Genomic DNA, 25485 nt, shown 5'->3' on the forward strand with positions numbered 1-25485 from the left:
CAGCGTCAAGCCGCCCGCTTTCCACTTTCAATTTTCAATTGACAAAGAAGGGGTGCAAAAATGGATTTAAAATTAAAAGGAAAAAACGCAGTGGTCACCGGAGCCTCCAGGGGCGTGGGACGGGCCATTGCACTGGGACTGGCAAAGGAAGGGGTTAACCTAGTGATCTGCGCCAGCCGCATGGGAGCCGCCATCGAAGAAGTGGCAAAGGAAGCGGAAAGCTATGGCGTCAAGGCCACCGCGCTGGCAGCGGACCTGGGGTCTTCCGAGAGCACGCTGGCCTTTATGCAGGAAGCCGAACGGCTTCTGGGCGATCTGGATATTCTGGTCAACAACGCTGGTATCTGGCTCCAGGGCTGGTGCCAGGAAATCCCGCTCGAGGACTGGCAGCGCTCGCTGGACGTTAACCTGACCGGGCCGTTTTTAACATCTCAGTATTTTGCCAAATCCAATCTGGCGAAGGGCCGTCCAGGCAGGATCATCAACATCAATTCCCAGGCAGCCTTTAACGGCTCCACCACCGGTCATGCCCACTACGCGGCCAGCAAGGCCGGCATGGTCGCTCTGACCATCTCCATGGCCAGAGAGCTTTCCCCCAAGGGGATCACCGTCAACGGAATTGCCCTGGGCATCGTGGCCACCGACATGACCAAAGCGTCCCGCGAGAACAAGCCAGGCTACTACGAAAGCCGTATCCCTCTGGGCCGTGTGGCCGAGCCCGAGGACATCGCCGGGATTGTGGTGTTCATGGCCTCCGAGCCGGCAGCCTACCTGACCGGGACCACCATTGACGCCACCGGCGGCATGCTGATGCGGTAAAAACCGGCCAGAGACCGCGATCGCTGTGTGTTGCCTGAACGGGTGCGTTTACATATGCGCAATATGCGCCCTCACCCTTATCCGGCAGCCGCCTTGCGCTCACGGCCTCTGGCGCAGTTTTGGGCTCTGGCATTATTTAATCAGTTAAACGTGTATTAAAGAGTAAAGTTAAGGAGTATGTAATGAAAAATTATGATGTAATCATTATCGGCGGGGGCATCACCGGTACCGGGATCGCCCATGAGCTGGCAAAGTACGATGTGAAAACAGCCCTGATGGAACGGGGAATGGACGTGGGCATTGGCGCCACCAAGGGAAACGGCGGGGTGGTTCACCCGGGTTACGACCCGCATCCGGGTACCCTGAAGGCCAAGCTGAACCCCGTGGGAGCCAGAATGTACCCGAGGCTCTCTAAAGAGCTGGGCTTTGGTCTGCGCCATACCGGCACCCTGGTTGTCGCATACTCTGACGCCGACCTGAAAAAGGTAGACGAGCTTTTAGATAACGCCAGGGTTAATGGTGTCGATCAGGTTGAAAAAATCAACGGCGAACAGCTCAGAAACCGCGAGCCGTTCATGAACCCGGCGGCAGTGGGGGCGCTTCTGGCCCACACCACCACCATGATCGACCCCTTCGAGGTCGCCATCGCCTTTGCCGACAACGCCAAGGATAACGACACCGACATTCTGACAAACCACGAAGTTCAGGGCATTACCAAGGACGAGGACGGCCTCTTTACAGTGCGCACCTCAGCCGGGGACTACAGAACCCGCTACGTGGTCGACGCCGCCGGTGTCCACGCCGATGATGTGGCCGCCCTGGCAGGCATTCACGAGTACCGGGTTCAGGGCCGCCACGGCAACATCTGCGTGCTGGACAAGGAGCTCTCAACCCCCATCAGCACCGTTATGTTCCCCTGCCCAAGCCCGGAAACCAAAGGCCTGGCCCTGATCCCGACCGTCTCCGGCAACACCCTTATCGGCTCCACAGCCACCATGAAAGAGGATAAAGAGGATGTGACAAACGATGCCGAGGGCATTAACGAACTGATCGCTGGCGCCAGACACCTGGTGCCGGATATTGATATCAGCAAAATTATCCGTACCTTTGCCGGCCAGCGCCCCGTCGCCCTGGACAACGGCAACGACTTTTATATCGCAGAGTCCGAAACCGTGCCCGGCTTCATCCACGCAGCCGGTATTCAGTCGCCGGGGGCGGCCTCCTCGCCGGCCATCGCCGAGTATGTCCGCGATCTGCTGGCAGACGCAGGCCTTGAGCTCAAGGACCGCGAGGGCTATAATCCTTACCGCGAACCCGCGCCGGATTTCAGCGAGCTGTCCGCCGAGGATCAGGACGCCCTTATCCGCAAAGACCCGGCCTACGGCCGTATCGTCTGCCGCTGTGAGACGGTGACCGAGGGTGAAATTGTCGCCGCCATTCACGAGGGTGTGGGCGCCAGAACCGTCGAGGCGGTCAAGCGCCGGACCAGAGCCGGTATGGGCCGCTGCCAGAGCGGCTTCTGCCAGTACCGCGTTATGCAGATTTTAGCCAGAGAGCTGGGGATTCCGGAAGAAGAAGTCCACTTCGAGGAAAAGGCTTCGCAGGTACTGTTTGGAAAACTGAAGGGTTAAGGAGAGTAGAGCAATGAAAATTTTAGATTATGATGTTGTCATTATCGGCGGCGGCCCCGCGGGTCTGGGCGCTGCGGTTAAAGCAAAGGAAAACGGCGCCCGGGTAGCGGTCATCGAGCGAAACGACGAGCTGGGCGGTATCCTAAACCAGTGTATTCACAGCGGTTTCGGCCTTCAGTACTTTAAAGAAGAGCTGACAGGGCCGGAATATGCCGAGCTGTTTATCAATAAAGCCAAAGAAGCCGGTATCGATTGCTATTTAAAGACCATGGTCCTGGATATTACAGGCGACCGAAAGGTCACAGCGATCAATGAAGAAGGCACAGTCATTTTTAACGCGGGAGCTGTGATTTTAGCCATGGGCTGCCGCGAGCGGACAAGAGGGGCAATTAAGATCCCGGGATCAAGACCAGCCGGTGTTTTTACGGCAGGCCTGGCACAGCGCTATGTGAATATGGAAAACTTTAAACCGGGCAGCAGGGTGGTCATTCTGGGCTCGGGCGATATCGGCCTGATCATGGCCAGACGCCTGACCCTGGAGGGGATCGACGTTGTGGGCGTATACGAGCTCATGCCGTACCCCAACGGCCTGTACCGGAATATCAAAAATTGTCTGGACGATTTTGATATTCCGCTGCACCTGTCCACCACGGTTACCAAGATCAACGGCAGTGACCGGGTCGAGTCCATCGAGGTCACCAGGGTTGACGAAAACCTTCAGCCAATAGAGGGGACTGAAGAAACCATAGAGTGTGATACATTATTACTGTCCATTGGCCTGATCCCGGAAAATGAGTTGTCCAAAAAAGCGGGTGTTAAGCTGAACCCGGTTACCAACGGCCCGCTGGTCGACGACTCGCTTGAAACCAGCGTAGACGGTATTTTTGCCTGCGGTAACGTGCTCCATGTCCACGACCTCGTCGACAATGTTACCATAGAGGCAGAGGAAGCCGGCGCAAACGCTGCCCGTTACGCCAAGGCGGCTAAAGCGAAGGAAGGAGACGCCCTCGCTGTCAAGCCGGAAGGACTTGTGCGTTACACTGTGCCTTCAAAAATTTATAAAGGTGAAAATGACCACGTCATTGTCAAGTTCCGCGTGGGGCGCCCGGTGGACAGCGCCAGAGCTGTGATTACAAGCGGCGGCGAGGTGGTCTTTGAAAGCAAAAAAGCCCGGAAATTTATCCCGAGCATCATGGAAGAAATCAAGCTGAAAGCAGAGCAGCTGGAGGCGCTTACAGAGCCCCTGGTCGTGAGCGTAAAGGAGGCGTAAAAATATGAAAGAAGTAACAATGTGCTGTACAACCTGTCCGTCGGGCTGCGCCCTGGTCGTGACAGTGGACGGTGACAAGGCCGTCAAGGTTGAAGGAAACACCTGCAAACGCGGGATCAAATTTGCCGAAAAGGAACTGGTAGCCCCTGAAAGAATGCTCACCAGCACCATTCTGGTGCGCTGCGGCGGCCAGGAATGCCTGATCCCCATCAAGTCGAAGGAGCCCATGCCAAAGGAAAAAATGCTGGACGCCATGACCGCGATCAAGGCAGTGCGCCTGGACCACCCGGTTAAAATGGGCGAGGTTATTATCCCGAACATCGTGGACTGCGGTGTGGATATTGTCGCCTGTAAGTCGATGGAAGGGCAGGCCTGAAGATGTTAGTAACCCTGAATGAAATCATGAAGGACGCCTACGCCAAAAAGTACGCGGTGGGGGCCTTCAACACCGTTAATCTCGCCAGCATCCGCGCGGTGCTGGACGCGGCCGAAAAGCTGGACGCGCCGGTTATTTTACAGCACGCCCAGATCCATGAGCGCGTCGCGCCCTTAAAGGTTATCGGGCCCGTCATGCTGGAAATGGCCAGGGCCGCCCAGGTGCCCGTCTGTGTGCATCTGGACCACGGCGAAGACATCGACTACCTGCTCTCCGCCATGGAAATGGGCTTTACTTCAGTCATGTTTGACGGCTCCGCCCTGCCCTACGACGAAAACGTGGCAGGGACCCGCGCAGTGGTACAGGCCGCTGCCAATTATAATGTCTCTGTCGAGGCAGAGCTGGGCCGCGTCCTGCGGCCAGAGGGCGGCGGAGAACCCTCCGAGGAGGAAGCGGACCTCACACCAGAGGACTGCTACACCCGGCCCGAAGAAGCCCGGGCCTTTGTAGAAGCCACAGGCATCGACGCCCTGGCCATCGCCTTTGGTACCGCCCACGGCGTGTACGAAGCCGAGCCAAAGCTTGATTTTAACCGCATCGCGGAAATCCGCGCCGCGGTGGGGATGCCCCTGGTCATGCACGGCGGCTCCGGCGTCGGCGACGCCGACTTCAGAGAAGCCATTAAAAACGGCATCACCAAGGTCAACTACTTTACCTATATGTCCTTAGCCGGCGGCGACGCCGTCAAGGCCTTTTTAAAGGAAAACGCGGCCCGGGCCGAGATTCGTTACGACGAGCTGGCCGAAGCCGCCAGAACCGCAATGCAGGCCCATGTCGAGCATGCCATTGGGATCTTTACCAAACAAGCCTAATAAAGATATGATGCCTTGGGATTTCTACGTGTTTCACACTTCCGAAATCCAAAAACATTCGAAATCCGCTCATTTTTCTACGAAAAATGGCTACTTTCTCATGTTTAGCGGGTCCCAAAGTCCTGTTTTTTCACGCGCGCGTGAAACACATGACCTTTTGACCCTGGTATCAAATCATTGTTAGTATAACCCCTGTAAAAGCCGCCGGCGCATCCTCCCCGATCAGCCCGGCGGCTTTTACGCGTTTTTCTTTAAGAATTCTTTACTTTACAGGGCAGGAGCATTCAGGTATAATTAAAAAAGTGTTAATCTTCTTTGTCTTTAACAAAGATCCAGCGTGTCAAAAAAGTCGGTCACAAGCTGCAAAGCCAAAATGTGAAGCGGTATCAATGGAGAATTGAAAATGGAAAATGGAGAATGTCGGAACACTTTCGCCCTGGCGGGGGCGATTAAAAATGCGGCCGCAGGCCGCATCGCATCAAATCTGCCGGCGGCAGATTTGCACCTGAACTATCCACTATCCACTATCCACTTTCAACTTAAAAAACCTCTTTTTAAGACTTTAACTTCTGCCGATTAAGTTTTTTGACAGCCTGCCTCTTTGTCTTTAACAAAGAGCTTTTTCAATTATTTTAAGGAGGTTGAATATGAACGCAAGCGGAAAAACCTTTATCAAGGTTACAGCAATCATTCTGATTATTTTAGGCGCCTTTTCTGCTTTAACCGGGGCACTGTCCATGGCTGGCAGCAGCATGATGGGCTCTGTGGCAAATGACCCGGCTGTACAGGACGCCCTCGCGCAGGCAGGCTCGTCCGTTTCCACAGACGAGCTCGCGCGTATGGCCATGATCAGCGGCGGTATGCTGCTGGGAATGGGGATACTCTACCTGGTCGTTGGGATTTTAGGCGTTGTTTTTGCCAAGAACACCGGAAAAGCCAAGCTTTTAATGGTTCTGGGCGGGATCGTAGCCGTTCTGGCCATTGTCAGCACAGTGATCAATATCGTCAACGGCGCCAGCATGAGCGGTGTTTTCATGGATCTGGCCTTTATCGTGCTCGCCGGCCTGTATTTCCTGGGCGCTAAGCTCAATAACGACGACGCCAAAGCCGAAATGGCCGCCGCGCCAGCCGCAGAAACAGTCGAAGCCGTCGAAGCCGAAATCGTCGGGGACGATCAGGACGAAGAAAAGTAGAAACTTAGGAAAAGAAATGAAAAAAAGCATCCGAAAGGGTGCTTTTTATTTTGCGCGAAATCATTTTAGAATTCCATTTTAAGATATTCCATAAGAAAATTGATTTTTTTAATAATTATATTAATATTATTAAAATAATAATTGACAATGTTTATTTTTAGGTTTATATTATAGATATCAAAGAGAGAAGGTGATGTGATGTACCAGGTAATCAGCCGATGCCCTGTGTGCGGCGGCAGGCTTAAAGCCGTTAAGCTCCAGTGCGAAAATTGCGATACCGCCATCGAGAATGATTTCTGCCTGAGCAAATTCGATTATCTCTCCGCAGAGGATCTGTTTTTTGCCGAGACCTTTCTGGTCTGCCGGGGCAATATCAAGGAAGTGGAAAAGAGACTGAAGATTTCCTACCCGACTGTCCGCTCCCGTCTGGACGGGATCATCGAGAAGCTCGGCGGAAAGCCCGAGAGCCCGCCGCCAGTTTCCAAAGCCCGGAAAAAGGAGATTCTGGACGCCCTGGAAAATGGGGAGATCACGCCCGAGGAGGCTCTGGAGCAGATGAAAGAAACCGAATAGCGGCCCGGCAAAACAGGCATTAAAATTTGAGGGCAGAACCGGACAGGTCTGCAGAAAAGAGGAATATAATGGAAGAAAAAATGCGAATATTAAAAATGGTAGAAGAAGGCAAAATTTCCGCTGAGCAGGCAGTGGGCCTTCTGGACGCGCTGAGCCAGGCAGCTCCGGCAGAAGCCGGAACACCGGCAGACACCCCGGAAGGCAACTGGATCGAGCCAGTCAGCACGAAGGGAACTGGCTACGATGACAAAATGCTGCGCGTGGTCGTGGACACCCCGGAAGGGGACAAGGTGAATGTGCAGCTGCCCGTTAAAATTGTTAAGCAGATGCTCAAGGTTACCGGGAAGCTGCCAATCCAGTGGGAAGGCTCTGAGAAAATTGACCTGGAAGCCCTGACCACCGCCATTCTGGAATGTATTGATAATGAAACCCTCGGGACCATTGTGGATGTGAGCGCGTCAGACGGCTCGACCGTTAAAGTTTACATTGGCTGACCCTGGAGGAACGACCCATGCGCATTGTAGTACATGAAGGCAACCTGCGGCTTCGGCTGCCTGTTCCGCTGCGGCTGGCCTCCCTCGCGGTTAACCTGGTGCCAGAGATCGCCTTTGTCAAAATGCGGGCGTCTGTTCCCGAGCCCTTCCGGGAACTGGTGACCAAGGATTATTTCAAGATGATCGTGCGGGACTGTACCTCTGTTCTGAGACAGTATAAGGGCCTCGAGATCGTCCACGTCGAGGCGAAGGACGGCACCTATGTCTCCATCCGGATCTGACAAACGGGGACAAGGCCAGGATAAATATTTACCCTCGATAAAACGATTGCAAAATGCTATACTAAAGCAAAAGCTGCTTGAGTATAGCATTTTTTTGGAAAGAGGTGTGAATTATGAAACAGGAAATCCACCGGATACGGGGCGGCCTGCTGGCCATTCTGTTTATCCTGCTGTACGCGGCCCTTCAGGCCTTTTATGTCGAGTACGTCAATGCAGCCAGCCAGAGCTTTTCAGAAAGCGGCGGCGTGGTGGCGGTGCCGGTCTATATCCGGGCCATGTTCTGGGTGTGCCTGGTGCTTCTGGGGGCCCTGATCGGGGGCATTGCCAACGACTTTAAACGCCGCAAAGCCCACATGTCGGTTTTTAACCTGACTGTTGGCCTTGTGATGGCAGCTCTGGGCGCGTCCCTCACGGCCCTTATCGCGGTCGTTCCTCTGCGGGCCTCCCTCGCCAATGCCTCCAGCGGCCTTTTCCTTTTCGGCGGGGTTTTCCTGTATAAGGGGCTGCGCAGCGCGCCCAACCCTGAGCCCGTCTCCAAAAAAATCATGAACCTGATTCTGGCCATTATTCTGATCATGCTCTTTGTCGTCGCCTACGATCAGCTCCAGGCCCATATGACCGGGGCCCTGGCGGCTGTGAGCATGGAGAAAAGAGTGGGGGTAACGGGCAGAGCCCTTGTGTACTACAATTTTCTGGTCACGCCGCTGCTCACCCTGCTCCTGGCCGCAGGCGCCTGCTTTGTTGCCTGGTTTCGCACGCCGCGGCCAGCCTTTGACGTGAGGCACTTGCTTTTTGCCCTGGCCTGCCTGGCGCTTTATGGGGGCATGGCTTATCTGATGCTTGTCGATCCGGCTTTCGGACAGTTTTTAAATAATCTGTCGTTCAGCACAGGAACTGAGATTATCAAAAGCGTCTGCTCGTCACTGGCCTTTACCCTGCCAGTATTTTCAGGACTTTACCTCCTCAAGGCCTTTTTCAGAGGCGCGCCGGAGGTATGGATCAAAAAAGGCGGCAGAAGCAGCAAAAAGAAATAAGGGAAACGCCAGAATGACAAAAAATTCCACGTAATTTCTCGCTTTTTTTTAAAAACCAGCGGATAGTATGTTATAATAAGGGATAAGTAAACATTGACAATTGTTTAACTAAGAGCAATTCCAAATGGGAGGGAAAAATGAGTTTTATTAAAGAATATGCTGAAAAACTGGTAACGGCAGAAGAAGCTGTCAAGGCTGTAAAATCCGGCGACTGGCTGGATTACGGCTGGTGCTCCGCCACAGCAAGAGAGCTGGATCGGGCACTGGCAGCCCATGTGGTCGAAAATGACCTGGTTGACCTCAAAATCCGCGGCGGGATCCTGATGTGGGTGCCCGAGATTTTTAAAATCGAAAATCCGGCAGACCATATCACCTGGAATTCCTGGCACATGAGCGGCATCGAACGAAAGGCCATTGCCCAGGGTTTCGCTTACTACACACCGATCCGTTACTCCGAAATGCCGAGATACTACAGAGATTCCAAGCAAGATGTGGACGTGGCCATGTTCCAGGTCGCACCGATGGATGATCACGGTTATTTCAATTTTGGCCCCAACGCCTCACATATGATGGCAATGTGCGAACGCGCAAAAACAATCATCGTTGAAGTCAATAAAAATATGCCGAGATGCCTTGGCGGCTTTGAAGAAGCCATTCACATCTCTCAGGTCGATAAAATCGTCGAAGGGCCCAATCCCCTCATGGCAGAGCTGGGCGCCGGCGGTCCCGCAACCGATGTTGACAAAAAAGTTGCCGAGCTGATCGTCGAAGAAATTCCGAACGGCGCGTGCCTCCAGCTTGGTATCGGGGGAATGCCGAACGCTGTCGGATCACTCATCGCCGAATCCGATCTGAAGGATCTGGGCGTTCACACCGAAATGTACGTCGATGCCTTTGTCGATATCGCGAAAGCCGGCAAAATCAACGGCTCCAAGAAAAACATCGACCGCTTCCGCCAGACCTACGCTTTTGGCGCAGGTACCCAGAAGCTGTATGATTATATCCACGACAATCCGCAGTGCATGAGCGCGCCGGTAGATTATACCAACGATATCCGCTCCATCGCTGCCATTGATGATTTTATGTCCATCAACAACGCTGTCGACGTTGACCTTTTCGGCCAGGTCAGCTCAGAATCCTCCGGGATCAAGCACATCAGCGGCGCTGGCGGACAGCTCGACTTTGTGCTGGGCGCTTACCTGTCAAACGGCGGAAAGAGCTTTATCTGCTGCTCCTCCACCTTTATGACAAAAGACGGCGAAATGAAATCCCGTATCGTGCCGACCCTGCAGCCGGGCTCCGTTGTCACCGACACCCGTGCGAATATCCACTACCTGGTAACCGAGTACGGCAAGGTCAACCTTAAGGGCCTGTCCACCTGGGAAAAATGTGACGCCATTATCTCCGTAGCCCATCCGGATTTCCGCGACGAGCTCATCGCAGAAGCCGAAAAAATGCATATCTGGAGAAGAACCAACAAAGATAACTAAAACATTCAGGGATCAGCCCAAAGCGGGCTGGTCCTTTTTTCATGGGGATGGTGTGCCGAATGGGCGCGCCATCCTCCGGCCGCCTTGCGGGCGTCCGGTATGGATGAATTTGATCCCGACGTTTAAGAAAGCTTTAATTTATGTAAAAAGACGCAGTGGCCGCAAGCCCGCCCAGAAAGCGGCCTGCAGTGAATAAAAGTATTTTATCGTTAAACAGATAACTAACAAAGGAAACTTTTATCCGAAATTCCTTGATTTTAAAGGATTAACCGTCTATAATGAGGACACAGCCAAAGAGCATAGTGACAGAAAAGAAAAAAGTTCGTTTGTTTGGCGATTGCCAGTACGGCGGCGGTAGATGGTCAAATTTGTCCCGCGTGATGTTGGAATGTAAGGAGCCTTTAGTTTAAAATGAAAACGGATAATACGATCAAGAAGGAATATGCAACCTGGGAAGAATTTCAAAACAGGCTTGAGCATGATATGGCAGTGATGAATAATGTGGAAAAAACCAAAAGAAACAGCGTTACCGTCATTTTCAAAACCGCTGTCGTCAACGAGGAAACCGGAAAAATTGAAGTCAGCTTTAAAAAACAGAAGGACAGAAAATATACAAAGAAGTCGAGAGCCATGCTGCCAGGGCTGAAGCAGTCCTGCCAGAAAATCTAAACGCAAAAGAGATGAGGCGCCAAAAAGGCACACCATCTCTTTTTTTGTTTCAGGGCTTAGCGGCCCCGGACTGGTTTTTGTACGCTGTGCCCCAGTCCACCATGGAGTCGAGAATGGGTTTCAGGCTGTAGCCCGTCTCGGTCAGGGTGTACTCAACCCTCGGGGGCACCTCGGGGTAGACCGTACGGGTGAGCAGGCCACAGTCCTCCATATCTCTCAGGTTAGAGGTCAGCACTTTCTGGGTAATGGCCCCAATGGATTTTTTAAGCTCGCTGAAACGGCGGGTGCCGTCCATCAGGTCCCTCAAAATCAAAACCTTCCATTTACTGCCGATGAGCATCAGCGTGGTTTCGACAGGACAGGCCGGAAGTGGTCGGTCGTTCATTTTTTCACCTGCTTTCACTGGATTAATGGTATCTTAAAGATACTTACATAAAAAAGTATATCAGGTTTTGGATAAAATTTCAACCCTGGTATCCCGAGAGATACCAGGCCACTATTTTGTGCCTGCTTCACAATGGGCCACTTGTGCATTACAATAGAAGAAAAAAGAAAGGAGCCGTCTTATGAACAGAAACGAGCAAATGCTCCGGCTGATCACGGCCCTGCTGGCAGAACAGCCGGAATATAACCCGATAAAAATCCCGGAGACAGCGCAGGAAAGATGGCGGATACTCCGGTCGCTGATGAACCTGCGCCCACCCATGCCCGCAGACCCGGATTTTCTGGCGCTTCAGGATACCTTCCTGCAAGGCGAGACAGCCCGCAAGGGCATTACCCGGGTCGGTGATCTGTCGCCTTTACAGGAGGGACTTTACCTCTGGCAGGGTGATATTACAACCCTTCAGGCAGATGCTGTTGTGAACGCGGCCAACAGTCAGCTCCTGGGCTGCTTTGTGCCCTGCCACAGCTGCATTGACAATGCCATCCATACCTATGCCGGCGTCCAGCTGCGCCAGGCCTGCCACGAGCTTATGCTTTGGCAGGGGACGCCCGAGCCTGCCGGGACGGCCAAAATCACTCCGGGCTATAACCTCCCTGCGGACTGGGTAATCCATACGGTCGGCCCCATTGTCAGCGGCGGCCTGACCCCAGAGCACTGCGGCCTGCTGCGAAGCTGCTATCAGGCCTGTCTTGCCCTGGCCGAGGAAAGAGGACTGCAGAGCCTGGCCTTTTGCTGTATTTCCACCGGAGAGTTCCGCTTTCCGCCGGAACAGGCCGCTGCCATTGCGGTAAAGACCGTAAAGACGTTTATGCGGGAGGCCAGAAGTCTGAAAAAAATTGTGTTTAACGTCTATAAGGATGAGGATTTGAAAATTTACCAGTCTCTGTTGAAAAACTGATCAGGTTAAGAGAACAAGCCGCCGCGCCTCAGGGTGCAGGCGGCTTTTTTGCGTAAAATTAAAATTTATAAGATAAAAAGTAAAATATATTTGACTTTTTGTCGGGTCTGGTTTAGAATAAGCGTGTAAAGGATGGTGACGCAATGGGGAAGAACTTAAGGATTAAAGCTGCCAGGGCTGCCCTCGACATGACCCAGAAAGACCTGGCCGAGGCAGTAGGTGTCACCCGGCAGACCATGAACGCCATTGAGAAAGGGGACTATAACCCTACTATCAAGCTGTGCATCGCGATCTGCAGGGCACTTGGAAAAACACTGGACGAGCTTTTCTGGGAAGAGACGGAGTGTGTATAAAGGTTTTAACGACAGGAGGATTATAAAATGTTTAATTTATGTAAGGAATACGACGAGCGTCAGCAGATTATCCGCGGCAGCATCTGCAAGCACATTATGGTGATTATGGGGATCTGTGTTTTGATCAATGGCATCATTGAGGACGCGGGTTTTGTCTGGCCGGACAAATTCATCGCCAGTATTATTCTGATCATGGTGCCCATTACCATCGGAACGGTAGAGATGAACATCCGGGGCGTTTATCTGAGTAAGAACCGCCAGGTTTTCTTTGTGGTCATTTTTGGTCTGGTGGCCCTGGCCAATGTGGTTCTCCTCATCAGCCACAACGAGTCCCTTTTTACCGCAGGTGTTATCACCGATTACGGTGAACATGCGGTTCTGGCCATCTGTTTTCTGACTATTTTTATCGCTGCCATCATTCGCCTCATCTACGATAAACGCATGGAAAAGATTGAGGAATAAAAAAACAGGACCCGCAAAGGTCCTGTTTTTTATTCGCCTTCCCCGGCCGCAGTGGGGGAAGGAAGGATGGAATTGATGGCGTCGTTGATGAAGTTCGAGCTGCCGCCGGAGTCTGAGCTGTTGTTTGTGTCATTTCCCGGGGAGGTCGTGTTGGTGCTGTCCGAGCCGCTGTTGGTGGTCGTGGACGGCGTGGCAGACGGGCTGGGACTGCTGTTTTTCTGATTGTTGATGAGCCTTGTAATCTGGGACTGGCCATTTTGGATCCAGCTGTTAATGGTCTCCTGGTTGATCCCTGTGTTGATGCCAAAAAGCCCGAGCCAGATCAGCAGTGTGTAGAGTATGGCGATCAGGGTTACAAGGATTCTCGGAATAAGACCGAACTTTTTGTAGTAGTACATTAAAAAAATGCCGAGCGGTGGCACGAGCACCAGCATGAGCAGGATGAACCAGGTGCGGGCATAAAAGGGATCGCCGGAGCGTCTGCCGCCAGGCATGTGAAGCCCGCGGCCGCCGGAACGGCCTTTTTTGCCGCGCTTGCCTTTGCCGCCCCGGCCGCCGGAATCGCCGTCATCTGCCTCGGCTGCGCCCCCGTCCGCGTAGCGGCTGCTCTGCGCGCGGCTGTCACGTCTGCCCTGGCGGCTCTCTGCGCTGCCGCCGCCCTGCATGACCCGGGACACCGAGGATTTAAACTGGTCGATCAGCTCCTTGTCGGAGGCGTCGATTTCCAGTCGCACCCGCCCGTCGTTCTGTATCAGAAAATTAATATCGAGATAACCGTTCTCGCCGATATCGGCGGCGAGGCGGTCAAAATGTTCATCAACCTCTACGCGCTCAAAGCCCGCGTTCCAGAGCGCCGCCTCAGAAGCGTCAATCCAGTCGTCCAGACTGCCTCTGGCAGATAAATTTTCACGCATTTATTTTCACCTCTGATTTTATTGAATATTTCACAGTGTTTTTTATTATACAATGGAAAACTTAAATAATCGGGGATAAAAAAGTTTTTGTTTAAAAAAACAGGAGCTGGCCCAAAGAGCAAAAAAAGATGGCGTGTCGTTTTGGCACGCCATTTCAAAGCTGTTTCAGTCCTCCAGGTCAAAGGCCGCTTTTGTGGCCGCGACCGCTTTCTCGGTATCCTCGATCTTGATAATGCAGGAGATACGGATTTCGGAGGTGGTGATCATTAAAATCTGGACGTCGTTGTCGGCCAGCACCTGGAAGAATTTGGCGGCGACCCCGGACTGGGTGCGCATGCCAATGCCAGAGACGGACAGGCGTGTGATGTCCTTGTTGATGGTGATTTTAATTTCAGGGTATTCCTCGCCAAGGGCGTTTACGATGTCCTTAACCTTATCCAGGTCGCGCTCGAGGACAATAAAGGAAACGTCAAAGGCGTTTTTGACCGGCGCAGTCTGGGTGATGATATCGACATTGACGCCGGCGTCTGACAGCTCGCTGAGGCAGCGGGTCAGGATGATGGAATGGACCGGCACCTTTTTCAGCGAGATCATGAGATTTTTGTGGTCAACGGTCAGGCCGTCAACGCTGTGGCTCTCCATATAGGTGGTCGTCATAAGGGCCTCCTACAGGTCGAACGCGTCGGCGGTAGCCATGACAGCCGTATCCCGCAGCTCGGACGGAATCACGCAGGAAATGCGGATTTCCGAGGTAGTGATCATGAGCATGGGGATGTTGTTGTCGGCCAGAAGCTGGAAAAACTTGGCGGCGACCCCGGACTGGCTGCGCATGCCAATGCCCACAACAGAAAGCTTGGAGATTTCCTTGTTGATGTCCATTTCCACCTGGGGATATTTTTCCATAAAATCATACAGGATTTTCCGCAGCTCGGACAGGTCCTCGATGGGGGCGGAAAAGGAGATATTGATTGCGCCGTAGACCGGAGCAGTCTGGCTGATCATGTCGATGTTAATGCTTTTTTTAGCCAGGTCTGAGAAGAACTGGGCTGTGATGTTCATATCAAAGGGAACGTTCTTGAGAGATACCATCAGCTCGTCGTTGTCGATGGCGAGGCCGGTAATGGCCTGCTGTTCCATAGGGCTCATGTTGCTGTCACCTTCCTTAATGAGCGTACCAGGCACGTCGTGAATACTGGATGCCACATAGATTTCCGCGTTGTACTTGCTGCCCAGCTCGATGGCGCGTGCATGCATGACGCCAGCGCCCAGGCTGGCCATTTCCAGCATTTCGTCAAAGCTGACCGTGTTCAGCTTTTTGGCCGGCGGGTACAGGCGCGGGTCCACACCGTAGATCCCGTCCACGTCGGTGTAGATTTCGCAGGGGCATTCTAACACACAGGACAGGGCAACCGCGCTGGTGTCGGAGCCGCCCCGGCCCAGGGTGGTGATATCGTCATTTTCATTCACCCCCTGGAAGCCTGCGATGATAACGATTTTGCCGTCGTTGAGGGCATCCTCGATTTTCTTAGTCTCAATATCCATAATCCGGGATTTCCCGTGGTGGCCCATAGTGTGGACGCCCACCTGGGGGCCGGTAAAGGAGATCGCGTCGTAGCCCATGGCGTTAAGGGTCATGGACAGCATGGAAATAGAAACCTGTTCGCCGGTAGCTAACAGCATATCCAGCTCACGCCTCGGCGGCGCATCGCTGATGGAGTAGGCCATTTTGATGAGCTCGTCGGTGCTTTTGCCCATGGCAGAGACCACCACGACCATCTGGTTGCCTTCTTCTCTTTTTTTGATAATACGTCTTGCGACATTTTTAATACGGTCAATGGTCCCCATAGAGGTACCGCCGTATTTCTGGACAATGATGCTCATCGGAAACTTAACCTCTCAAATCGTCGAGTAATTCGGTTTTATCCTCGGTTTTTTCGTCTTTGTCTTTCACAACTTTGGCAGGGGAACCTGCGACCACAACGCCGGCAGGGATATCCTCAGTCACCACAGAACCGGCGGCGACCACTGCGCCCTTACCGATTTTGACACCCTCAAGAATGACCGCGTTGGCCCCGATCAGGACTTCATCCTCAATGATGACCGGCTGTTTTGACGGCGGCTCAAGCACACCGGCAACCACTGCGCCTGCGCCGATATGGCAGTTCTTGCCAATGGTAGCACGCGCGCCCAGCACAGCGTTCATATCAATCATGGTGCCCTCGCCCACAACCGCGCCGATATTGATCACAGCGCCCATCATAACCACTGCGTTTTTGTGGATATGCGCGCCCTCGCGGATAAAGGAGCCGGGCTCGATACGGGCGTCCACCTCGGTTAAATCGAGCAGCGGAATGGCCGAGTTGCGGCGGTCACATTCGATACGGACAGAGGAGATTGAGCCAGCCTTGGCGTCCAGAAGGGCGCTGATCTCACCGGCCTCGCCGATGATTATGCAGGCGGAAGGATCGCCGTAGTATTCGTAACCGGCCAGGTCATTTGCTCTCAGGTAGCCGCGGACATAGGCCTTAACCGGCGTGGACTTCGAGACTGCTTTAATGTATTTTGCGATCTGGTAGGGGTCGTTTAAATCAAATTGTTTTTTCAGTTCTTCGTTTGTCATGTTAAATCCTTTCGTGTGGTTTAATTTTCAATCAGCATTTCCATATTGTAGAGGCCCGGGGCTTGGTTTACAAGGTATTTGGCCGCGGTCACTGCACCGTTTGCAAATACTTTTTTGGAAAGGGCCGTGTGGTGGATTTCGATCAACTCATCGTTGCCGGCGAATAAAACTGTGTGCTCGCCGGGGATGGTGCCGCCGCGGACGGCGTGGATGCCTAGCTCCTGGGGTTCCCGCTTGCAGTCTCTGCCGTGGCGCCCAAAGGTATAGTCCTTTTTATTTTTCAGACCGTCGTTTACCGCGTCGGCCAAAAGCAGGGCAGTGCCGCTGGGCGCGTCGGCTTTTTTATTGTGGTGCTTTTCAATAATTTCAATGTCAAAGCCGTCCTCCAGAGCGCCTGCCATATCCCGCAGGGCTTTTGCCAGAAGGTTGATGCCCAGGCTCAGGTTAGCGGTTCTGAAAACCGGAAATTCCCTCCCGCCGGCTTCAATATCGGCCAGGTTCGCCTCGGAGAGGCCAGTGGTGGCGATGACGATGGGGGTCTTGGTGTCTCTGGCATAGCCAAAGATGCTGTCAAAGGCCTTGTAGTGTGAAAAGTCAATGATCACATCCGCCTTTTCCTCACACTGGCTTAAGTCGGAATAGACAGGGAAAGGCGTATCCTGATCGGTGTTGATGTCAAAGCCTGCCACAATCTGGCAGTCCGGATCTTCACCGATGATGGTCTGGAGCATATGCCCCATGGCGCCGCCAACGCCGGATAAGAGTATATTTAGCATAGGGGAGTACCTCGTTTATTAAATTTTATGAATCGCCTTATTAAAGCAGTCCATATTCCTTCAGGGCTTCAACCAGGCGCGCTTCATTGGCCTCTTCCATTTCAACCAGGGGCAGGCGCATTTCGCCAGTGTCGGTGCCCAGTAGCCGCATGGCGGTTTTAACCGGGATCGGGTTGGTTTCATAGAACATGGCCAGATTGATCAGGTTCGTGCTAAACTGCATTTCCCGGGCTTTGTCTACATCGCCGCTCATAAAGGCCGCTACCAGGTCGTGCATATCCTTTGGAATAATGTTGGCAGAAACGGAGATAATGCCCTTGCCGCCCACAGAAAGGATGGGCAAGGTCTGATCGTCGTTGCCGCTGTAAACATCCAGTTTGCCGCCGCAGATGCGGGCGATTTCTGTGATCTGGCTGATGTCGCCGCTGGCTTCCTTGACTGCCTGGACATTGGGGATCTCGGCCAGCTTCTGCATGGTGGACACGCTGATGTTGGCCCCGGTGCGGCTGGGCACATTGTAGACAATGATCGGCACCTTGATGGCGTCGGCAATGGCCTTGATGTGCACGTAAATCCCCTTCTGGGTGGATTTGTTGTAGTAGGGGTTAATGACTAAAACCGCGTCTGCGCCCTGTTCCTCAGCGTATTTTGAGAGCATAATGGAATAGGCGGTATCGTTACTGCCAGTACCGGCAATATAGGGAACGCGGCCGGCAATGTGTTCGCCGGCAACCCGCAGCAGATCAAGGTGCTCCTGATCGGTGAGGGTTGAGGTCTCACCGGTGGTTCCGGCCACCAGAATGGCGTCGGTGCCGTTTTCGATGTGCCAGTCGATGAGCGCTCTGAACCGGTCAAAATCGATTTTGTTGTCCTTGAATGGTGTGACCAGGGCCACACAGCTTCCTGTGAAAATAGTGGACATAGTAATTCCTCCTCAGTATTTTATCCGGCGCGGGGCCGGAAAGTGTTAGATTAAGCCTTCTTCGATTAAGGCAAAGGCGATCTGTACCGCGTTGGCAGCTGCGCCCTTGCGGATGTTGTCGGCAACACACCAGAAGTTAATGCCGTTGTCGATGCTGAAATCGCGGCGGATACGGCCGATATAGACGTCGTTGGTGCCTTCGGCCTCACGGGCCAGGGGATAAACGTTGTTGGCCGGGTCGTCTCTCAGGACACAGCCTGGGGCGTCCTTGAAAAGAGCTTTGACGTCCTCGATCTCAAAGGGCTTTTTGGTTTCAACGTTAATGCTTTCGGAATGACCATAGTAGACCGGAACACGCACAGTGGTAGCGGTCACGCGGATGTTGTCGTCATGCATGATTTTGTGGGTTTCGTTGACCATTTTCATTTCTTCCTTGGTGTAGCCGTTGTCCAGAAAATCGTCGATATGGGGCAGGCAGTTGTAGGCGATGGGGTGTGGGTAAAACTGGTTTTCAGCGCCCTTTACGCCTTCTTCCAGATCCTTGTAGCCTTTGACGCCAGAACCGGAAACGGCCTGGTAGGTAGAGTAGACGATACGGTCGATCCCGTATTTGTCATAGATGGGTTTTAAGGCGACCATGGCCTGGATGGTGGAGCAGTTTGGATTGGCGATGATGTTTTTGTGTCCTCTTAAGTCCTCGGGATTTACCTCCGGCACTACCAGCGGCACTTCCGGGTCCATACGCCAGGCAGAGCTGTTGTCAATGACAATGACGCCTCTCTTGGCAGCGGCAGGGGCAAAGCGTTCGCTGGTGCTGCCGCCGGCAGAGAACAGGGCAATATCAATGTCCTTGTCAAAAGCCTCGTCGCAGAGCTCCTCAACCACGTATTCCTTACCGCCGTATTTAACGGTTTTACCCTTGGAGCGGGCAGAAGCCATTGGATATAAATTATTCACTGGAAATTTCATTTCTTCCAGAACCTGAAGCATTTTTTGACCGACCATGCCAGTGGCGCCGACCACAGCAACGTTGTATGATTTCATCGAGAAATCCTCCTTTGGTTAAATATAATAAAAAAAGCCAGTAAAGATACCAGCTATAAAATTGCAAAAAGTCACGGATTCCGGCCGGTGTGTAAGCCCTGAGGCCCTACGGCGCGGAATGGTTAAAAATATAACGAGTTTGCAGTTTTGACAGCACTCCATCTTTCGATGACAGTATTATTGTTATTCACAATAACCCCAGGAATCCGGCTGACAGTACCGGGCCCTTCGGCGTTTTTCCCTTTGGCCGCCATTCCTTTTACCCTGTCGTAATCCTGGCAGTTACTCTTTAAAAACGCGCCTCTATCTTTACTTATTAGTTTGTAATCCCTATTGTACCAGATGTATACAGGAAAAGAAACAGAAAAATTCAAAATAATGTAAAATTTGCAGACATTATTTTTGCAAAAAAAGCTTGACAGATTCTTAACAGTGCCGTATGATAAGTGCAATTAAATAATTTGTACCGATGGTGTGTTACTGGTTATGCAGGCATTAACTGTCAAAGAGCTGTTTGTTACAGTTTTTTGAAAGTTAATGCCTTTTTTGTTGCCTGAAATGAGACCAGCCTGCAAAATTGGGTATATAGCCTGAGAAGTCTGTTATCGTTTTATCCGATAGCAATCGCGCAGGGTCTCTGTTTCCAACGAGTACAAATCCTGACACCATTAAAAAATGAGGAGGAAAACAAATGAAAGACAAGATTTTTGGTGTTCTGCAGCGCGTGGGCCGGGCCTTCATGCTGCCAATTGCCCTTCTGCCGGTAGCGGGCCTGCTGCTGGGCATCGGGGGTTCCTTTACAAATGAAGTGATGCTGGAATCCTACGGGCTCACCAGTGTCATGGGCGAGGGAACCGTCGTCTATACCATTTTAACGGTTATGAGCGAGGCGGGAAATGTTATTTTCGCGAACCTGCCCATTATTTTTGCCATTGGCGTTGCCATTGGCATGGCGAAGAAGGAAAAGGCCGTTGCGGCGCTGGCGGGGGTTATCGGTTTCTTCGTCATGCACACGGTCATCAGTACCCTGATCGGCCTGACCGGCACCTATTCGCCGGAAACCCTGGCCGCCGCCAACGAAACCGCCCGGGCAGCCGCTTTAGCCGCGAACCAGCCCTTTACGGAAATTGTGGCCAGCCGCCTGCTGCCGTCCGGCTCCATCTCGAGCACTGTCGGTATCGAATCCCTGCAGATGGGGGTATTCGGCGGGATCATCGTCGGGCTCGGCGCAGCAGCCTTAACCAACAGATTCTATAACATTAAGCTGCCGTCTGTGATCTCCTTCTTCGGCGGCACCCGCTTTGTCCCGATCATCACCGCCTTAGTTTACCTGGTTGTGGGCGTTTTAATGTTCTTTGTATGGCCTTATATCCAGATCGGCATCAACGCCATCGGCAATGTGGTCATCAATTCCGGCTACATCGGCACCTTTATCTACGGCTTTATCGAGCGTGCCCTCATTCCCTTTGGCCTGCACCATGTGTTTTATATCCCGTTCTGGCAGACCAGCGTGGGCGGTGTGATGAACGTGGACGGGCAGATGATCGAAGGTGCCCAGAATATTTTCTTCGCCCAGCTGGCCAGCGGCAACGTGACCCAGTTCAGCGTAGAGGCTACCCGCTTTATGTCTGGTAAATTCCCGTTCATGATCTTTGGGCTTCCGGGGGCGGCTCTGGCGATGTACCAGTGCGCCAAGCCTGAAAAGCGTAAGCTTGTCGGCGGCCTGCTGTTATCTGCAGCCCTGACCGCTGTCCTGACAGGGATTACCGAGCCCATCGAGTTCACCTTCCTGTTTGTGGCGCCATTCTTATATATTATCCACTGTGTGCTCTGCGGGCTCTCCTATATGCTCATGCACATTTTAAACGTTGGGGTCGGCATGACCTTCTCCGGCGGCCTTATTGATATGTTCCTGTTCGGTATTCTCCAGGGCAATGACAAGACCCACTGGGTCAATATTGTGCTGGTTGGCGTGGCTTACTTCTTTATTTACTGGATTCTGTTCAGAACCCTGATCAAAAAGTTCAACCTGAAAACACCAGGCCGTGAGGATGACGATGAAGAAATCAAGCTCTATACCCGGGCCGACGTCGACGCCAGAAAAAACAGCGGCGGCACAGAAGACAGCCCTGCCGCAGGCGGCAGCGACCCTGTCTCAGCCATGATCACAGTGGGCCTCGGGGGTAAGGACAATATCGAGGATCTGGACAACTGCATCACCCGCCTGCGCACAACGGTGAAGGATTCATCCCTTGTTAAGGAAGACCTTTTAAAACAGAGCGGCGCAGCCGGCGTGGTTATCAAGGGACAGGGCGTTCAGGTCATTTACGGCCCGACCGTACCGAATATCAAGTCAAACCTTGAAGAATTTTTGGAAACGCCGGAAGCGGATAACCTGTCACTGGATGTGGCCGTAGCCGAAGCGACAAAGGCCGGAGAAAGACCAGAAGCCGCCGAGAAGAACGGCACTGTCGAATTTTTCTCAAGCCCCATCGACGGCCGCGTTGCCAGTATCGAGGAAACCCCGGACGACGCCTTCAGCCAGAAAATGCTGGGCGACGGCATTGTGGTATTCCCGACCGGCTCCGAGGTACACGCGCCCTGTGACGGCTCCATCGAGGTGCTGTTCCCAACAGGCCACGCCATCGGGATGAAATCCGCCGACGGCACAGAGCTGCTTATCCATGTGGGCATTGACACAGTCAATCTTGACGGCAAAGGCTTTACCCCACACGTTGAGCAGGGCGATACGGTTAAACGCGGCGATCTGCTTTTGACCATCGACCTGCCCTTTATCGAGGCCAACGCCCCGTCCGCGGCTGTGCCCATGATCTTTACCGGACTGCTGGCAGGCAAGGATATGAAGATTCTGGCAAAAGGCGACGCTACCACCGATATGGATGTTGTCGAAATTGACGGATAAGTGTATAATAGGATAGAAAGCTAAAACAAGACCATCAGCGAACGACAAAAGGAAGGCTCTTTATAATAGGAAAGGCCTTCCTTTTTACAGCTCTGCGAGAAGATACAGAAGGGGGGACACACCGAGTGTACTGTGTCAAAAAAGTTTTAAATAACAACGCGGTTCTGGCCGTTGACCTCAGACGCAAGGAGGAGGTCATCTTTCTGGGGAAAGGCGTGGGCTTTAATAAAAAAGTCAACCAGCCCTTTGAGGACCCGAAAAGCGTTAAAAAATACCATCTGCAAAAGGAAACCAGCAAAGGCCCCTCAGACAAGCTCATCAGCGCGGTCGATCCGGTTTACCTGGAAATTGCCAACGATATTATCCGCCTGTCCGAGGAAAAATTCAAAGCTGTGGATACCAATATTCTGTTGCCCCTGGCCGACCATATCGCCTTTTCCATTGTCCGTATGAACAGCCGGATGGATCTGTCCAATCCCTTTTCGGAGGATATCCGCCTGCTTTTTGAGGAAGAGTACGCCATTGCCGAAAAGGGCCGGGAGATTATCCGCGAGCGTACCGGCTACAGCATTCCCGACGACGAGGTCAGCTACATTACGCTGTACATTCACTCAGCCCTCAGCGACACACAGGTTTCCCAGTCGCTCAAAATTCCGGTGATCATCCGGGAGAGCATCGAGCGGATCGAGAAGGAATGCGGCGTCAGGATCGACAGGGGCTCCTTTGCCTACAACCGGCTTTTATACCATATTAAATGTATGCTGGCCCGGGTGCACAATAACGAGAAGCTCAACAGCGATATGATCGAATTCACAAAGGAAAAATGCGCCTACGCCTTTGAGGTGGCCGGAGAAATCTGTGAAAAGCTGTCCCATGAGCTGGGCGAGCAGTTTACCGAAAAGGAGGTCAGCTACCTGGCCCTGCACATCGAGCGTATCCGAAGCGCTTAATAGAAAAAGATGACGTGCCGTTTTGGCAGGTCATCTTTTTTAATGGCCGAGGGGGCGTGCGCTTGTGTTATCCCGGTCTTTAATATATAATTATGCTTAATCTTTAAAAAAGGAGTGATTTCATGGCAGTTGACTTTTACCAAAAGCTTCCTGAAGCCATCAAAGCCTATGCGCCGGAAGCCGTCAGCCTCCGGCGGGCTTTACATAAAATCCCGGAAACGGGCTTTAATGAGCGTGAAACCCAGGCGTTTATTATGGATTATCTTGAAAAGCTGGGTTATACCCCCGAGAAGGTCTGCGATACCGGCGTTGTCCTGTTTATCCCAAGCCTGAACGGGCTGGACGAGACCATCGCCATCCGTACCGATATGGACGGGCTGGGCGTCGTGGAGGAAACCGGGGTGGATTTTGCTTCCGAGCATGAGGGGATGATGCATGCCTGCGGCCACGACGGCCATATGAGCATGGTGCTTCTGGTGGCCAGATATTTAAAGGAACACCCCGAAGCCAGAGTGCGCAACACCCTGCTGGTGTTCCAGCCCGCCGAGGAGGGCCCGGGCGGGGCCGGCCCCATTGTTGAGAGCGGCGTGCTTGAAAAATACAAAGCAAAAGCTATTTTTGGCTACCACCTGTTCCCCTTTGTAGAGGAAGGGCTCATCAGCACCACCCCGGGGCCGATGATGGCAATGACCTCAGAATTTTATATTGATATCCTGGGAAAAAGCGGCCACGCGGCCGACCCAGATCAGGGGATCGACGCCATTGTAGCCACTGCCGACTACGTTTCGGGCCTTCAGAAAATCGTAAGCCGGACAGTGAGCCCAAACGACAGCGCCCTGCTGTCCATCGGCACCATCAACGGCGGTACCCGGATGAATATTATCGCCGATAAGGTCAGCCTTTCCGGTACAGTGCGCTCATTCTCAGAGGATGTTCAGGAGGCCATGAAACAGCGCATGGTGGATATGGCCAGGGGCATCGAGCAGATGTACCATTGTAAAATCGAGATTAAGTTTGTGGATATGTACCCCCCGGTGATCAACAGCGAGGCCCTGTTCGACCAGATCTGGCCCCTGTGCGGCGAGGCGGATGAAAAGAAGCTGTTTAAAAAGGTGATGCTGGCCGAGGATTTCGCCATGTATAGGAAGGCCATTCCCGGCGTTTTCATGGGTCTTGGCTCTGGCAGCGAGGAGAAAGGCTATACCCAGAACCTCCATACCCACGGCTTTAATTTTGACGAAAAGGTTCTTCTGAGAGGACTTCAGGTTTATATGAATATTCTTACCAAAGCGGGAGAATATACCCTTTAAAAAGAGAGTGAGGAGAAAAGAGAATGTATGAGGAATTTGCACAGGTCTATGATGACCTGATGCGTGAAATCGACTATAAGCAGTGGGGGGATTATGTGTTCCGCCTGCTGCTGAACGCGAAAAGTGAAGTGAAAAGCGTGCTGGAATTTGGCTGCGGCACCGGTAACATTACCAGTGAGCTGGCAAAAAAGGACTACGCGGTAACCGCTGTGGATTTGTCCGAGGAAATGCTGACCGTCGCGGATGAGAAAATCGCCGAGCTGGGCCTTTCAAATGTCCGCTTTTTCATGGGAGATATGAGTAATTTTCAGATCGGCGAAGAATTTGACGCGGTGGTTTCCTGCTGTGACAGCGTCAACTACCTGCCCGACAAGGACGCGGTTCAGAACTTCATTTATTGCAGCCAGGATGCCCTTAAAAGCGGCGGACTGCTCCTTTTTGACATCAATACCCCAGTCAAGTTTAAAGAGGTTATCAAGGACAATACCTATGTCTATGACCTGGACAATGTCTACTGCGTGTGGGAAAATTCGCCGGACTTCGAAACCGGACGTATGGACTATGACCTCTCCTTCTTTATAAAAGAGGAGGATGGCCGATACTCCCGTTACGATGAAAGCCAGAGCCAGTATATTTATACAGTAGAAGAAATTTACCACATGCTCAAGAACGCGGGCTTTATCAATATTAAAATCTACGCTTTTGGCACCTTCCTGCAGGGAAGCAACGAATGCGACCGCGTCCAGTTTGTGGCCGAAAAAAAATAAATTCAAATTTTTTTAAAATTTGGCTGAATTGCAAGTCAAAACGCGAAATAAATTACAATAAGTTCAAATCTGAAAGGGCGTTCTTAAGACAATAGCTAGAGCTTTGAAATCCAAACATTTTACGCGGATAATTATTGATAAAGTCGGTAATCTCTTTGATAGTAGCTTTGCTTATTTTTGCAATATTAGCACCCTTTGGAATAAAACGCCTGATAAAGCGATTATAGTTTTCATTACTGCCGCGCTCAAAAGCAGAGTAAGCGTGACAGTAATAAGCAACGGTGCGCTTAAAATCCTCATTTAGTATAGAACCTTCAATCAAAGATTGATTGATAAACTCTGTGCCATTGTCCATGGTAATGGATTTAAAAACCAGCGGGAAAGCATGATGAAAGGTCT

At 52.3% G+C, this 25485-nt stretch carries 28 protein-coding genes, 1 pseudogene and 1 riboswitch; of the genes and pseudogenes, 20 read left to right on the forward strand and 9 right to left on the reverse strand.

The annotated features are described in order from the left end of the window. Nucleotides 1-60: 60 nt before the first annotated feature. From CPZ25_RS20135 to CPZ25_RS20190, 13 genes are all read left to right on the forward strand, one after another. Complete coding sequence (locus tag CPZ25_RS20135) at nucleotides 61-819, forward strand: SDR family NAD(P)-dependent oxidoreductase (protein ID WP_058695227.1); 759 nt, start codon at nucleotides 61-63, stop codon at nucleotides 817-819. Between the two features lie 182 nt (nucleotides 820-1001). After that, nucleotides 1002-2450, forward strand: coding sequence for an NAD(P)/FAD-dependent oxidoreductase (locus tag CPZ25_RS20140; protein WP_096919264.1), 1449 nt, complete (start codon nucleotides 1002-1004; stop codon nucleotides 2448-2450). A gap of 13 nt (nucleotides 2451-2463) precedes the next feature. Beyond that, entirely contained in the window at nucleotides 2464-3720 is a 1257-nt protein-coding gene (locus CPZ25_RS20145) for an NAD(P)/FAD-dependent oxidoreductase (protein WP_074618368.1), read from the forward strand. A 4-nt stretch (nucleotides 3721-3724) separates the two neighbouring features. Continuing rightward, nucleotides 3725-4096: a DUF1667 domain-containing protein gene (locus tag CPZ25_RS20150; RefSeq protein WP_096919265.1), complete on the forward strand. Its 372-nt coding sequence runs from the start codon at nucleotides 3725-3727 to the stop codon at nucleotides 4094-4096. A 2-nt stretch (nucleotides 4097-4098) separates the two neighbouring features. Further along, entirely contained in the window at nucleotides 4099-4968 is an 870-nt protein-coding gene (locus CPZ25_RS20155) for a class II fructose-bisphosphate aldolase (RefSeq protein ID WP_096919266.1), read from the forward strand. A gap of 403 nt (nucleotides 4969-5371) precedes the next feature. Then, nucleotides 5372-5548, forward strand: coding sequence for a hypothetical protein (locus tag CPZ25_RS20635; protein WP_167495284.1), 177 nt, complete (start codon nucleotides 5372-5374; stop codon nucleotides 5546-5548). Between the two features lie 67 nt (nucleotides 5549-5615). Next, the gene (locus CPZ25_RS20160) at nucleotides 5616-6161 is read left to right on the forward strand and encodes a hypothetical protein (RefSeq protein ID WP_058695222.1); all 546 of its coding nucleotides are present in this window, start codon (nucleotides 5616-5618) and stop codon (nucleotides 6159-6161) included. 198 nt (nucleotides 6162-6359) lie between these two features. Next, complete coding sequence (locus CPZ25_RS20165) at nucleotides 6360-6734, forward strand: DUF2089 domain-containing protein (RefSeq protein WP_058695221.1); 375 nt, start codon at nucleotides 6360-6362, stop codon at nucleotides 6732-6734. A 68-nt stretch (nucleotides 6735-6802) separates the two neighbouring features. Next, nucleotides 6803-7228 carry an SHOCT-like domain-containing protein gene (locus tag CPZ25_RS20170; protein ID WP_096919267.1) on the forward strand — a complete coding sequence of 142 codons (426 nt, stop codon included), beginning with the start codon at nucleotides 6803-6805 and terminating at the stop codon, nucleotides 7226-7228. A gap of 17 nt (nucleotides 7229-7245) precedes the next feature. Next, complete coding sequence (locus tag CPZ25_RS20175; RefSeq protein ID WP_058695219.1) at nucleotides 7246-7509, forward strand: hypothetical protein; 264 nt, start codon at nucleotides 7246-7248, stop codon at nucleotides 7507-7509. Nucleotides 7510-7622: 113 nt separating this feature from the next. Then, entirely contained in the window at nucleotides 7623-8543 is a 921-nt protein-coding gene (locus CPZ25_RS20180) for a hypothetical protein (protein WP_058695218.1), read from the forward strand. Nucleotides 8544-8680: 137 nt separating this feature from the next. Continuing rightward, the gene (locus tag CPZ25_RS20185; protein WP_058695217.1) at nucleotides 8681-10033 is read left to right on the forward strand and encodes a butyryl-CoA:acetate CoA-transferase; all 1353 of its coding nucleotides are present in this window, start codon (nucleotides 8681-8683) and stop codon (nucleotides 10031-10033) included. Nucleotides 10034-10444: 411 nt separating this feature from the next. After that, nucleotides 10445-10702: a hypothetical protein gene (locus tag CPZ25_RS20190; RefSeq protein WP_096919268.1), complete on the forward strand. Its 258-nt coding sequence runs from the start codon at nucleotides 10445-10447 to the stop codon at nucleotides 10700-10702. Nucleotides 10703-10751: 49 nt separating this feature from the next. Here CPZ25_RS20190 and CPZ25_RS20195 read toward each other — a convergent pair whose 3' ends face one another. Continuing rightward, nucleotides 10752-11087 (reverse strand): winged helix-turn-helix transcriptional regulator, encoded by a 336-nt coding sequence (locus tag CPZ25_RS20195; protein WP_058695215.1) that lies wholly within the window; start codon nucleotides 11085-11087, stop codon nucleotides 10752-10754. 181 nt (nucleotides 11088-11268) lie between these two features. Here CPZ25_RS20195 and CPZ25_RS20200 point away from each other — a divergent pair, with 181 nt between their 5' ends. From CPZ25_RS20200 to CPZ25_RS20210, 3 genes are all read left to right on the forward strand, one after another. After that, nucleotides 11269-12045 (forward strand): protein-ADP-ribose hydrolase, encoded by a 777-nt coding sequence (locus tag CPZ25_RS20200; protein ID WP_096919269.1) that lies wholly within the window; start codon nucleotides 11269-11271, stop codon nucleotides 12043-12045. A 143-nt stretch (nucleotides 12046-12188) separates the two neighbouring features. After that, a complete protein-coding gene (locus tag CPZ25_RS20205) occupies nucleotides 12189-12398 on the forward strand; it encodes a helix-turn-helix transcriptional regulator (protein WP_058695213.1) in 210 nt (69 codons plus the stop codon). A gap of 27 nt (nucleotides 12399-12425) precedes the next feature. Beyond that, a complete protein-coding gene (locus tag CPZ25_RS20210) occupies nucleotides 12426-12860 on the forward strand; it encodes a hypothetical protein (protein ID WP_058695212.1) in 435 nt (144 codons plus the stop codon). A gap of 29 nt (nucleotides 12861-12889) precedes the next feature. On the opposite strand, the gene CPZ25_RS20215 is transcribed toward CPZ25_RS20210, so the two are convergent. The 7 genes from CPZ25_RS20215 to CPZ25_RS20245 form a co-directional block, all read right to left on the reverse strand. Beyond that, a complete protein-coding gene (locus tag CPZ25_RS20215) occupies nucleotides 12890-13774 on the reverse strand; it encodes a hypothetical protein (RefSeq protein WP_096919270.1) in 885 nt (294 codons plus the stop codon). Nucleotides 13775-13939: 165 nt separating this feature from the next. After that, nucleotides 13940-14431: an ACT domain-containing protein gene (locus tag CPZ25_RS20220; protein ID WP_074618379.1), complete on the reverse strand. Its 492-nt coding sequence runs from the start codon at nucleotides 14429-14431 to the stop codon at nucleotides 13940-13942. Between the two features lie 9 nt (nucleotides 14432-14440). After that, a complete protein-coding gene (locus tag CPZ25_RS20225) occupies nucleotides 14441-15655 on the reverse strand; it encodes an aspartate kinase (RefSeq protein WP_096919271.1) in 1215 nt (404 codons plus the stop codon). A gap of 7 nt (nucleotides 15656-15662) precedes the next feature. Further along, the gene (gene dapD / locus CPZ25_RS20230; protein WP_096919272.1) at nucleotides 15663-16394 is read right to left on the reverse strand and encodes a 2,3,4,5-tetrahydropyridine-2,6-dicarboxylate N-acetyltransferase; all 732 of its coding nucleotides are present in this window, start codon (nucleotides 16392-16394) and stop codon (nucleotides 15663-15665) included. Nucleotides 16395-16414: 20 nt separating this feature from the next. Further along, the gene (gene dapB / locus CPZ25_RS20235; RefSeq protein ID WP_096919273.1) at nucleotides 16415-17170 is read right to left on the reverse strand and encodes a 4-hydroxy-tetrahydrodipicolinate reductase; all 756 of its coding nucleotides are present in this window, start codon (nucleotides 17168-17170) and stop codon (nucleotides 16415-16417) included. A 40-nt stretch (nucleotides 17171-17210) separates the two neighbouring features. Further along, on the reverse strand, nucleotides 17211-18092 hold the full coding sequence (gene dapA / locus CPZ25_RS20240; RefSeq protein ID WP_096919274.1) for a 4-hydroxy-tetrahydrodipicolinate synthase: 882 nt from the start codon (nucleotides 18090-18092) through the stop codon (nucleotides 17211-17213). A 45-nt stretch (nucleotides 18093-18137) separates the two neighbouring features. Continuing rightward, nucleotides 18138-19136, reverse strand: coding sequence for an aspartate-semialdehyde dehydrogenase (locus CPZ25_RS20245; RefSeq protein ID WP_058695205.1), 999 nt, complete (start codon nucleotides 19134-19136; stop codon nucleotides 18138-18140). A 143-nt stretch (nucleotides 19137-19279) separates the two neighbouring features. Beyond that, a riboswitch (Lysine riboswitch) is annotated at nucleotides 19280-19450 on the reverse strand. Between the two features lie 377 nt (nucleotides 19451-19827). On the opposite strand from CPZ25_RS20245, the gene CPZ25_RS20250 reads away from it, so the two are divergent. From CPZ25_RS20250 to CPZ25_RS20265, 4 genes are all read left to right on the forward strand, one after another. Further along, nucleotides 19828-22059: a PTS sugar transporter subunit IIABC gene (locus CPZ25_RS20250; RefSeq protein WP_096919275.1), complete on the forward strand. Its 2232-nt coding sequence runs from the start codon at nucleotides 19828-19830 to the stop codon at nucleotides 22057-22059. Between the two features lie 125 nt (nucleotides 22060-22184). Beyond that, complete coding sequence (locus CPZ25_RS20255) at nucleotides 22185-23009, forward strand: PRD domain-containing protein (RefSeq protein ID WP_096919276.1); 825 nt, start codon at nucleotides 22185-22187, stop codon at nucleotides 23007-23009. Between the two features lie 122 nt (nucleotides 23010-23131). Further along, entirely contained in the window at nucleotides 23132-24319 is a 1188-nt protein-coding gene (locus CPZ25_RS20260; protein ID WP_096919277.1) for a M20 metallopeptidase family protein, read from the forward strand. Nucleotides 24320-24342: 23 nt separating this feature from the next. Continuing rightward, nucleotides 24343-25086, forward strand: a complete 744-nt coding sequence (locus tag CPZ25_RS20265; RefSeq protein WP_096919278.1) for a class I SAM-dependent DNA methyltransferase — start codon at nucleotides 24343-24345, stop codon at nucleotides 25084-25086. A gap of 52 nt (nucleotides 25087-25138) precedes the next feature. Here CPZ25_RS20265 and CPZ25_RS20270 read toward each other — a convergent pair. Further along, nucleotides 25139-25483: pseudogene (locus tag CPZ25_RS20270) on the reverse strand (IS30 family transposase); the annotation flags it as partial. Nucleotides 25484-25485: the final 2 nt, after the last annotated feature.

The organism is Eubacterium maltosivorans (genome assembly GCF_002441855.2).
Classification (GTDB): Bacteria; Bacillota; Clostridia; order Eubacteriales; family Eubacteriaceae; genus Eubacterium; species Eubacterium maltosivorans.

Bases quoted from the DNA above. Each gene is read 5' to 3' on its own strand.
- CPZ25_RS20190 (WP_096919268.1), top strand. From the start codon at position 10,445: ATGAAAACGGATAATACGATCAAGAAGGAATATGCAACCTGGGAAGAA.
- CPZ25_RS20180 (WP_058695218.1), top strand. From the start codon at position 7,623: ATGAAACAGGAAATCCACCGGATACGGGGCGGCCTGCTGGCCATTCTG.
- CPZ25_RS20175 (WP_058695219.1), top strand. From the start codon at position 7,246: ATGCGCATTGTAGTACATGAAGGCAACCTGCGGCTTCGGCTGCCTGTT.
- CPZ25_RS20200 (WP_096919269.1), top strand. From the start codon at position 11,269: ATGAACAGAAACGAGCAAATGCTCCGGCTGATCACGGCCCTGCTGGCA.
- CPZ25_RS20215 (WP_096919270.1), bottom strand. From the start codon at position 13,774: ATGCGTGAAAATTTATCTGCCAGAGGCAGTCTGGACGACTGGATTGAC.
- CPZ25_RS20225 (WP_096919271.1), bottom strand. From the start codon at position 15,655: ATGAGCATCATTGTCCAGAAATACGGCGGTACCTCTATGGGGACCATT.
- CPZ25_RS20265 (WP_096919278.1), top strand. From the start codon at position 24,343: ATGTATGAGGAATTTGCACAGGTCTATGATGACCTGATGCGTGAAATC.
- dapA (WP_096919274.1), bottom strand. From the start codon at position 18,092: ATGTCCACTATTTTCACAGGAAGCTGTGTGGCCCTGGTCACACCATTC.
- CPZ25_RS20250 (WP_096919275.1), top strand. From the start codon at position 19,828: ATGAAAGACAAGATTTTTGGTGTTCTGCAGCGCGTGGGCCGGGCCTTC.
- CPZ25_RS20185 (WP_058695217.1), top strand. From the start codon at position 8,681: ATGAGTTTTATTAAAGAATATGCTGAAAAACTGGTAACGGCAGAAGAA.
- dapB (WP_096919273.1), bottom strand. From the start codon at position 17,170: ATGCTAAATATACTCTTATCCGGCGTTGGCGGCGCCATGGGGCATATG.
- CPZ25_RS20260 (WP_096919277.1), top strand. From the start codon at position 23,132: ATGGCAGTTGACTTTTACCAAAAGCTTCCTGAAGCCATCAAAGCCTAT.
- CPZ25_RS20170 (WP_096919267.1), top strand. From the start codon at position 6,803: ATGGAAGAAAAAATGCGAATATTAAAAATGGTAGAAGAAGGCAAAATT.
- CPZ25_RS20245 (WP_058695205.1), bottom strand. From the start codon at position 19,136: ATGAAATCATACAACGTTGCTGTGGTCGGCGCCACTGGCATGGTCGGT.
- CPZ25_RS20160 (WP_058695222.1), top strand. From the start codon at position 5,616: ATGAACGCAAGCGGAAAAACCTTTATCAAGGTTACAGCAATCATTCTG.
- CPZ25_RS20220 (WP_074618379.1), bottom strand. From the start codon at position 14,431: ATGACGACCACCTATATGGAGAGCCACAGCGTTGACGGCCTGACCGTT.
- CPZ25_RS20195 (WP_058695215.1), bottom strand. From the start codon at position 11,087: ATGAACGACCGACCACTTCCGGCCTGTCCTGTCGAAACCACGCTGATG.
- CPZ25_RS20210 (WP_058695212.1), top strand. From the start codon at position 12,426: ATGTTTAATTTATGTAAGGAATACGACGAGCGTCAGCAGATTATCCGC.
- CPZ25_RS20150 (WP_096919265.1), top strand. From the start codon at position 3,725: ATGAAAGAAGTAACAATGTGCTGTACAACCTGTCCGTCGGGCTGCGCC.
- CPZ25_RS20140 (WP_096919264.1), top strand. From the start codon at position 1,002: ATGAAAAATTATGATGTAATCATTATCGGCGGGGGCATCACCGGTACC.
- dapD (WP_096919272.1), bottom strand. From the start codon at position 16,394: ATGACAAACGAAGAACTGAAAAAACAATTTGATTTAAACGACCCCTAC.
- CPZ25_RS20155 (WP_096919266.1), top strand. From the start codon at position 4,099: ATGTTAGTAACCCTGAATGAAATCATGAAGGACGCCTACGCCAAAAAG.
- CPZ25_RS20165 (WP_058695221.1), top strand. From the start codon at position 6,360: ATGTACCAGGTAATCAGCCGATGCCCTGTGTGCGGCGGCAGGCTTAAA.
- CPZ25_RS20635 (WP_167495284.1), top strand. From the start codon at position 5,372: ATGGAAAATGGAGAATGTCGGAACACTTTCGCCCTGGCGGGGGCGATT.
- CPZ25_RS20145 (WP_074618368.1), top strand. From the start codon at position 2,464: ATGAAAATTTTAGATTATGATGTTGTCATTATCGGCGGCGGCCCCGCG.
- CPZ25_RS20205 (WP_058695213.1), top strand. From the start codon at position 12,189: ATGGGGAAGAACTTAAGGATTAAAGCTGCCAGGGCTGCCCTCGACATG.
- CPZ25_RS20135 (WP_058695227.1), top strand. From the start codon at position 61: ATGGATTTAAAATTAAAAGGAAAAAACGCAGTGGTCACCGGAGCCTCC.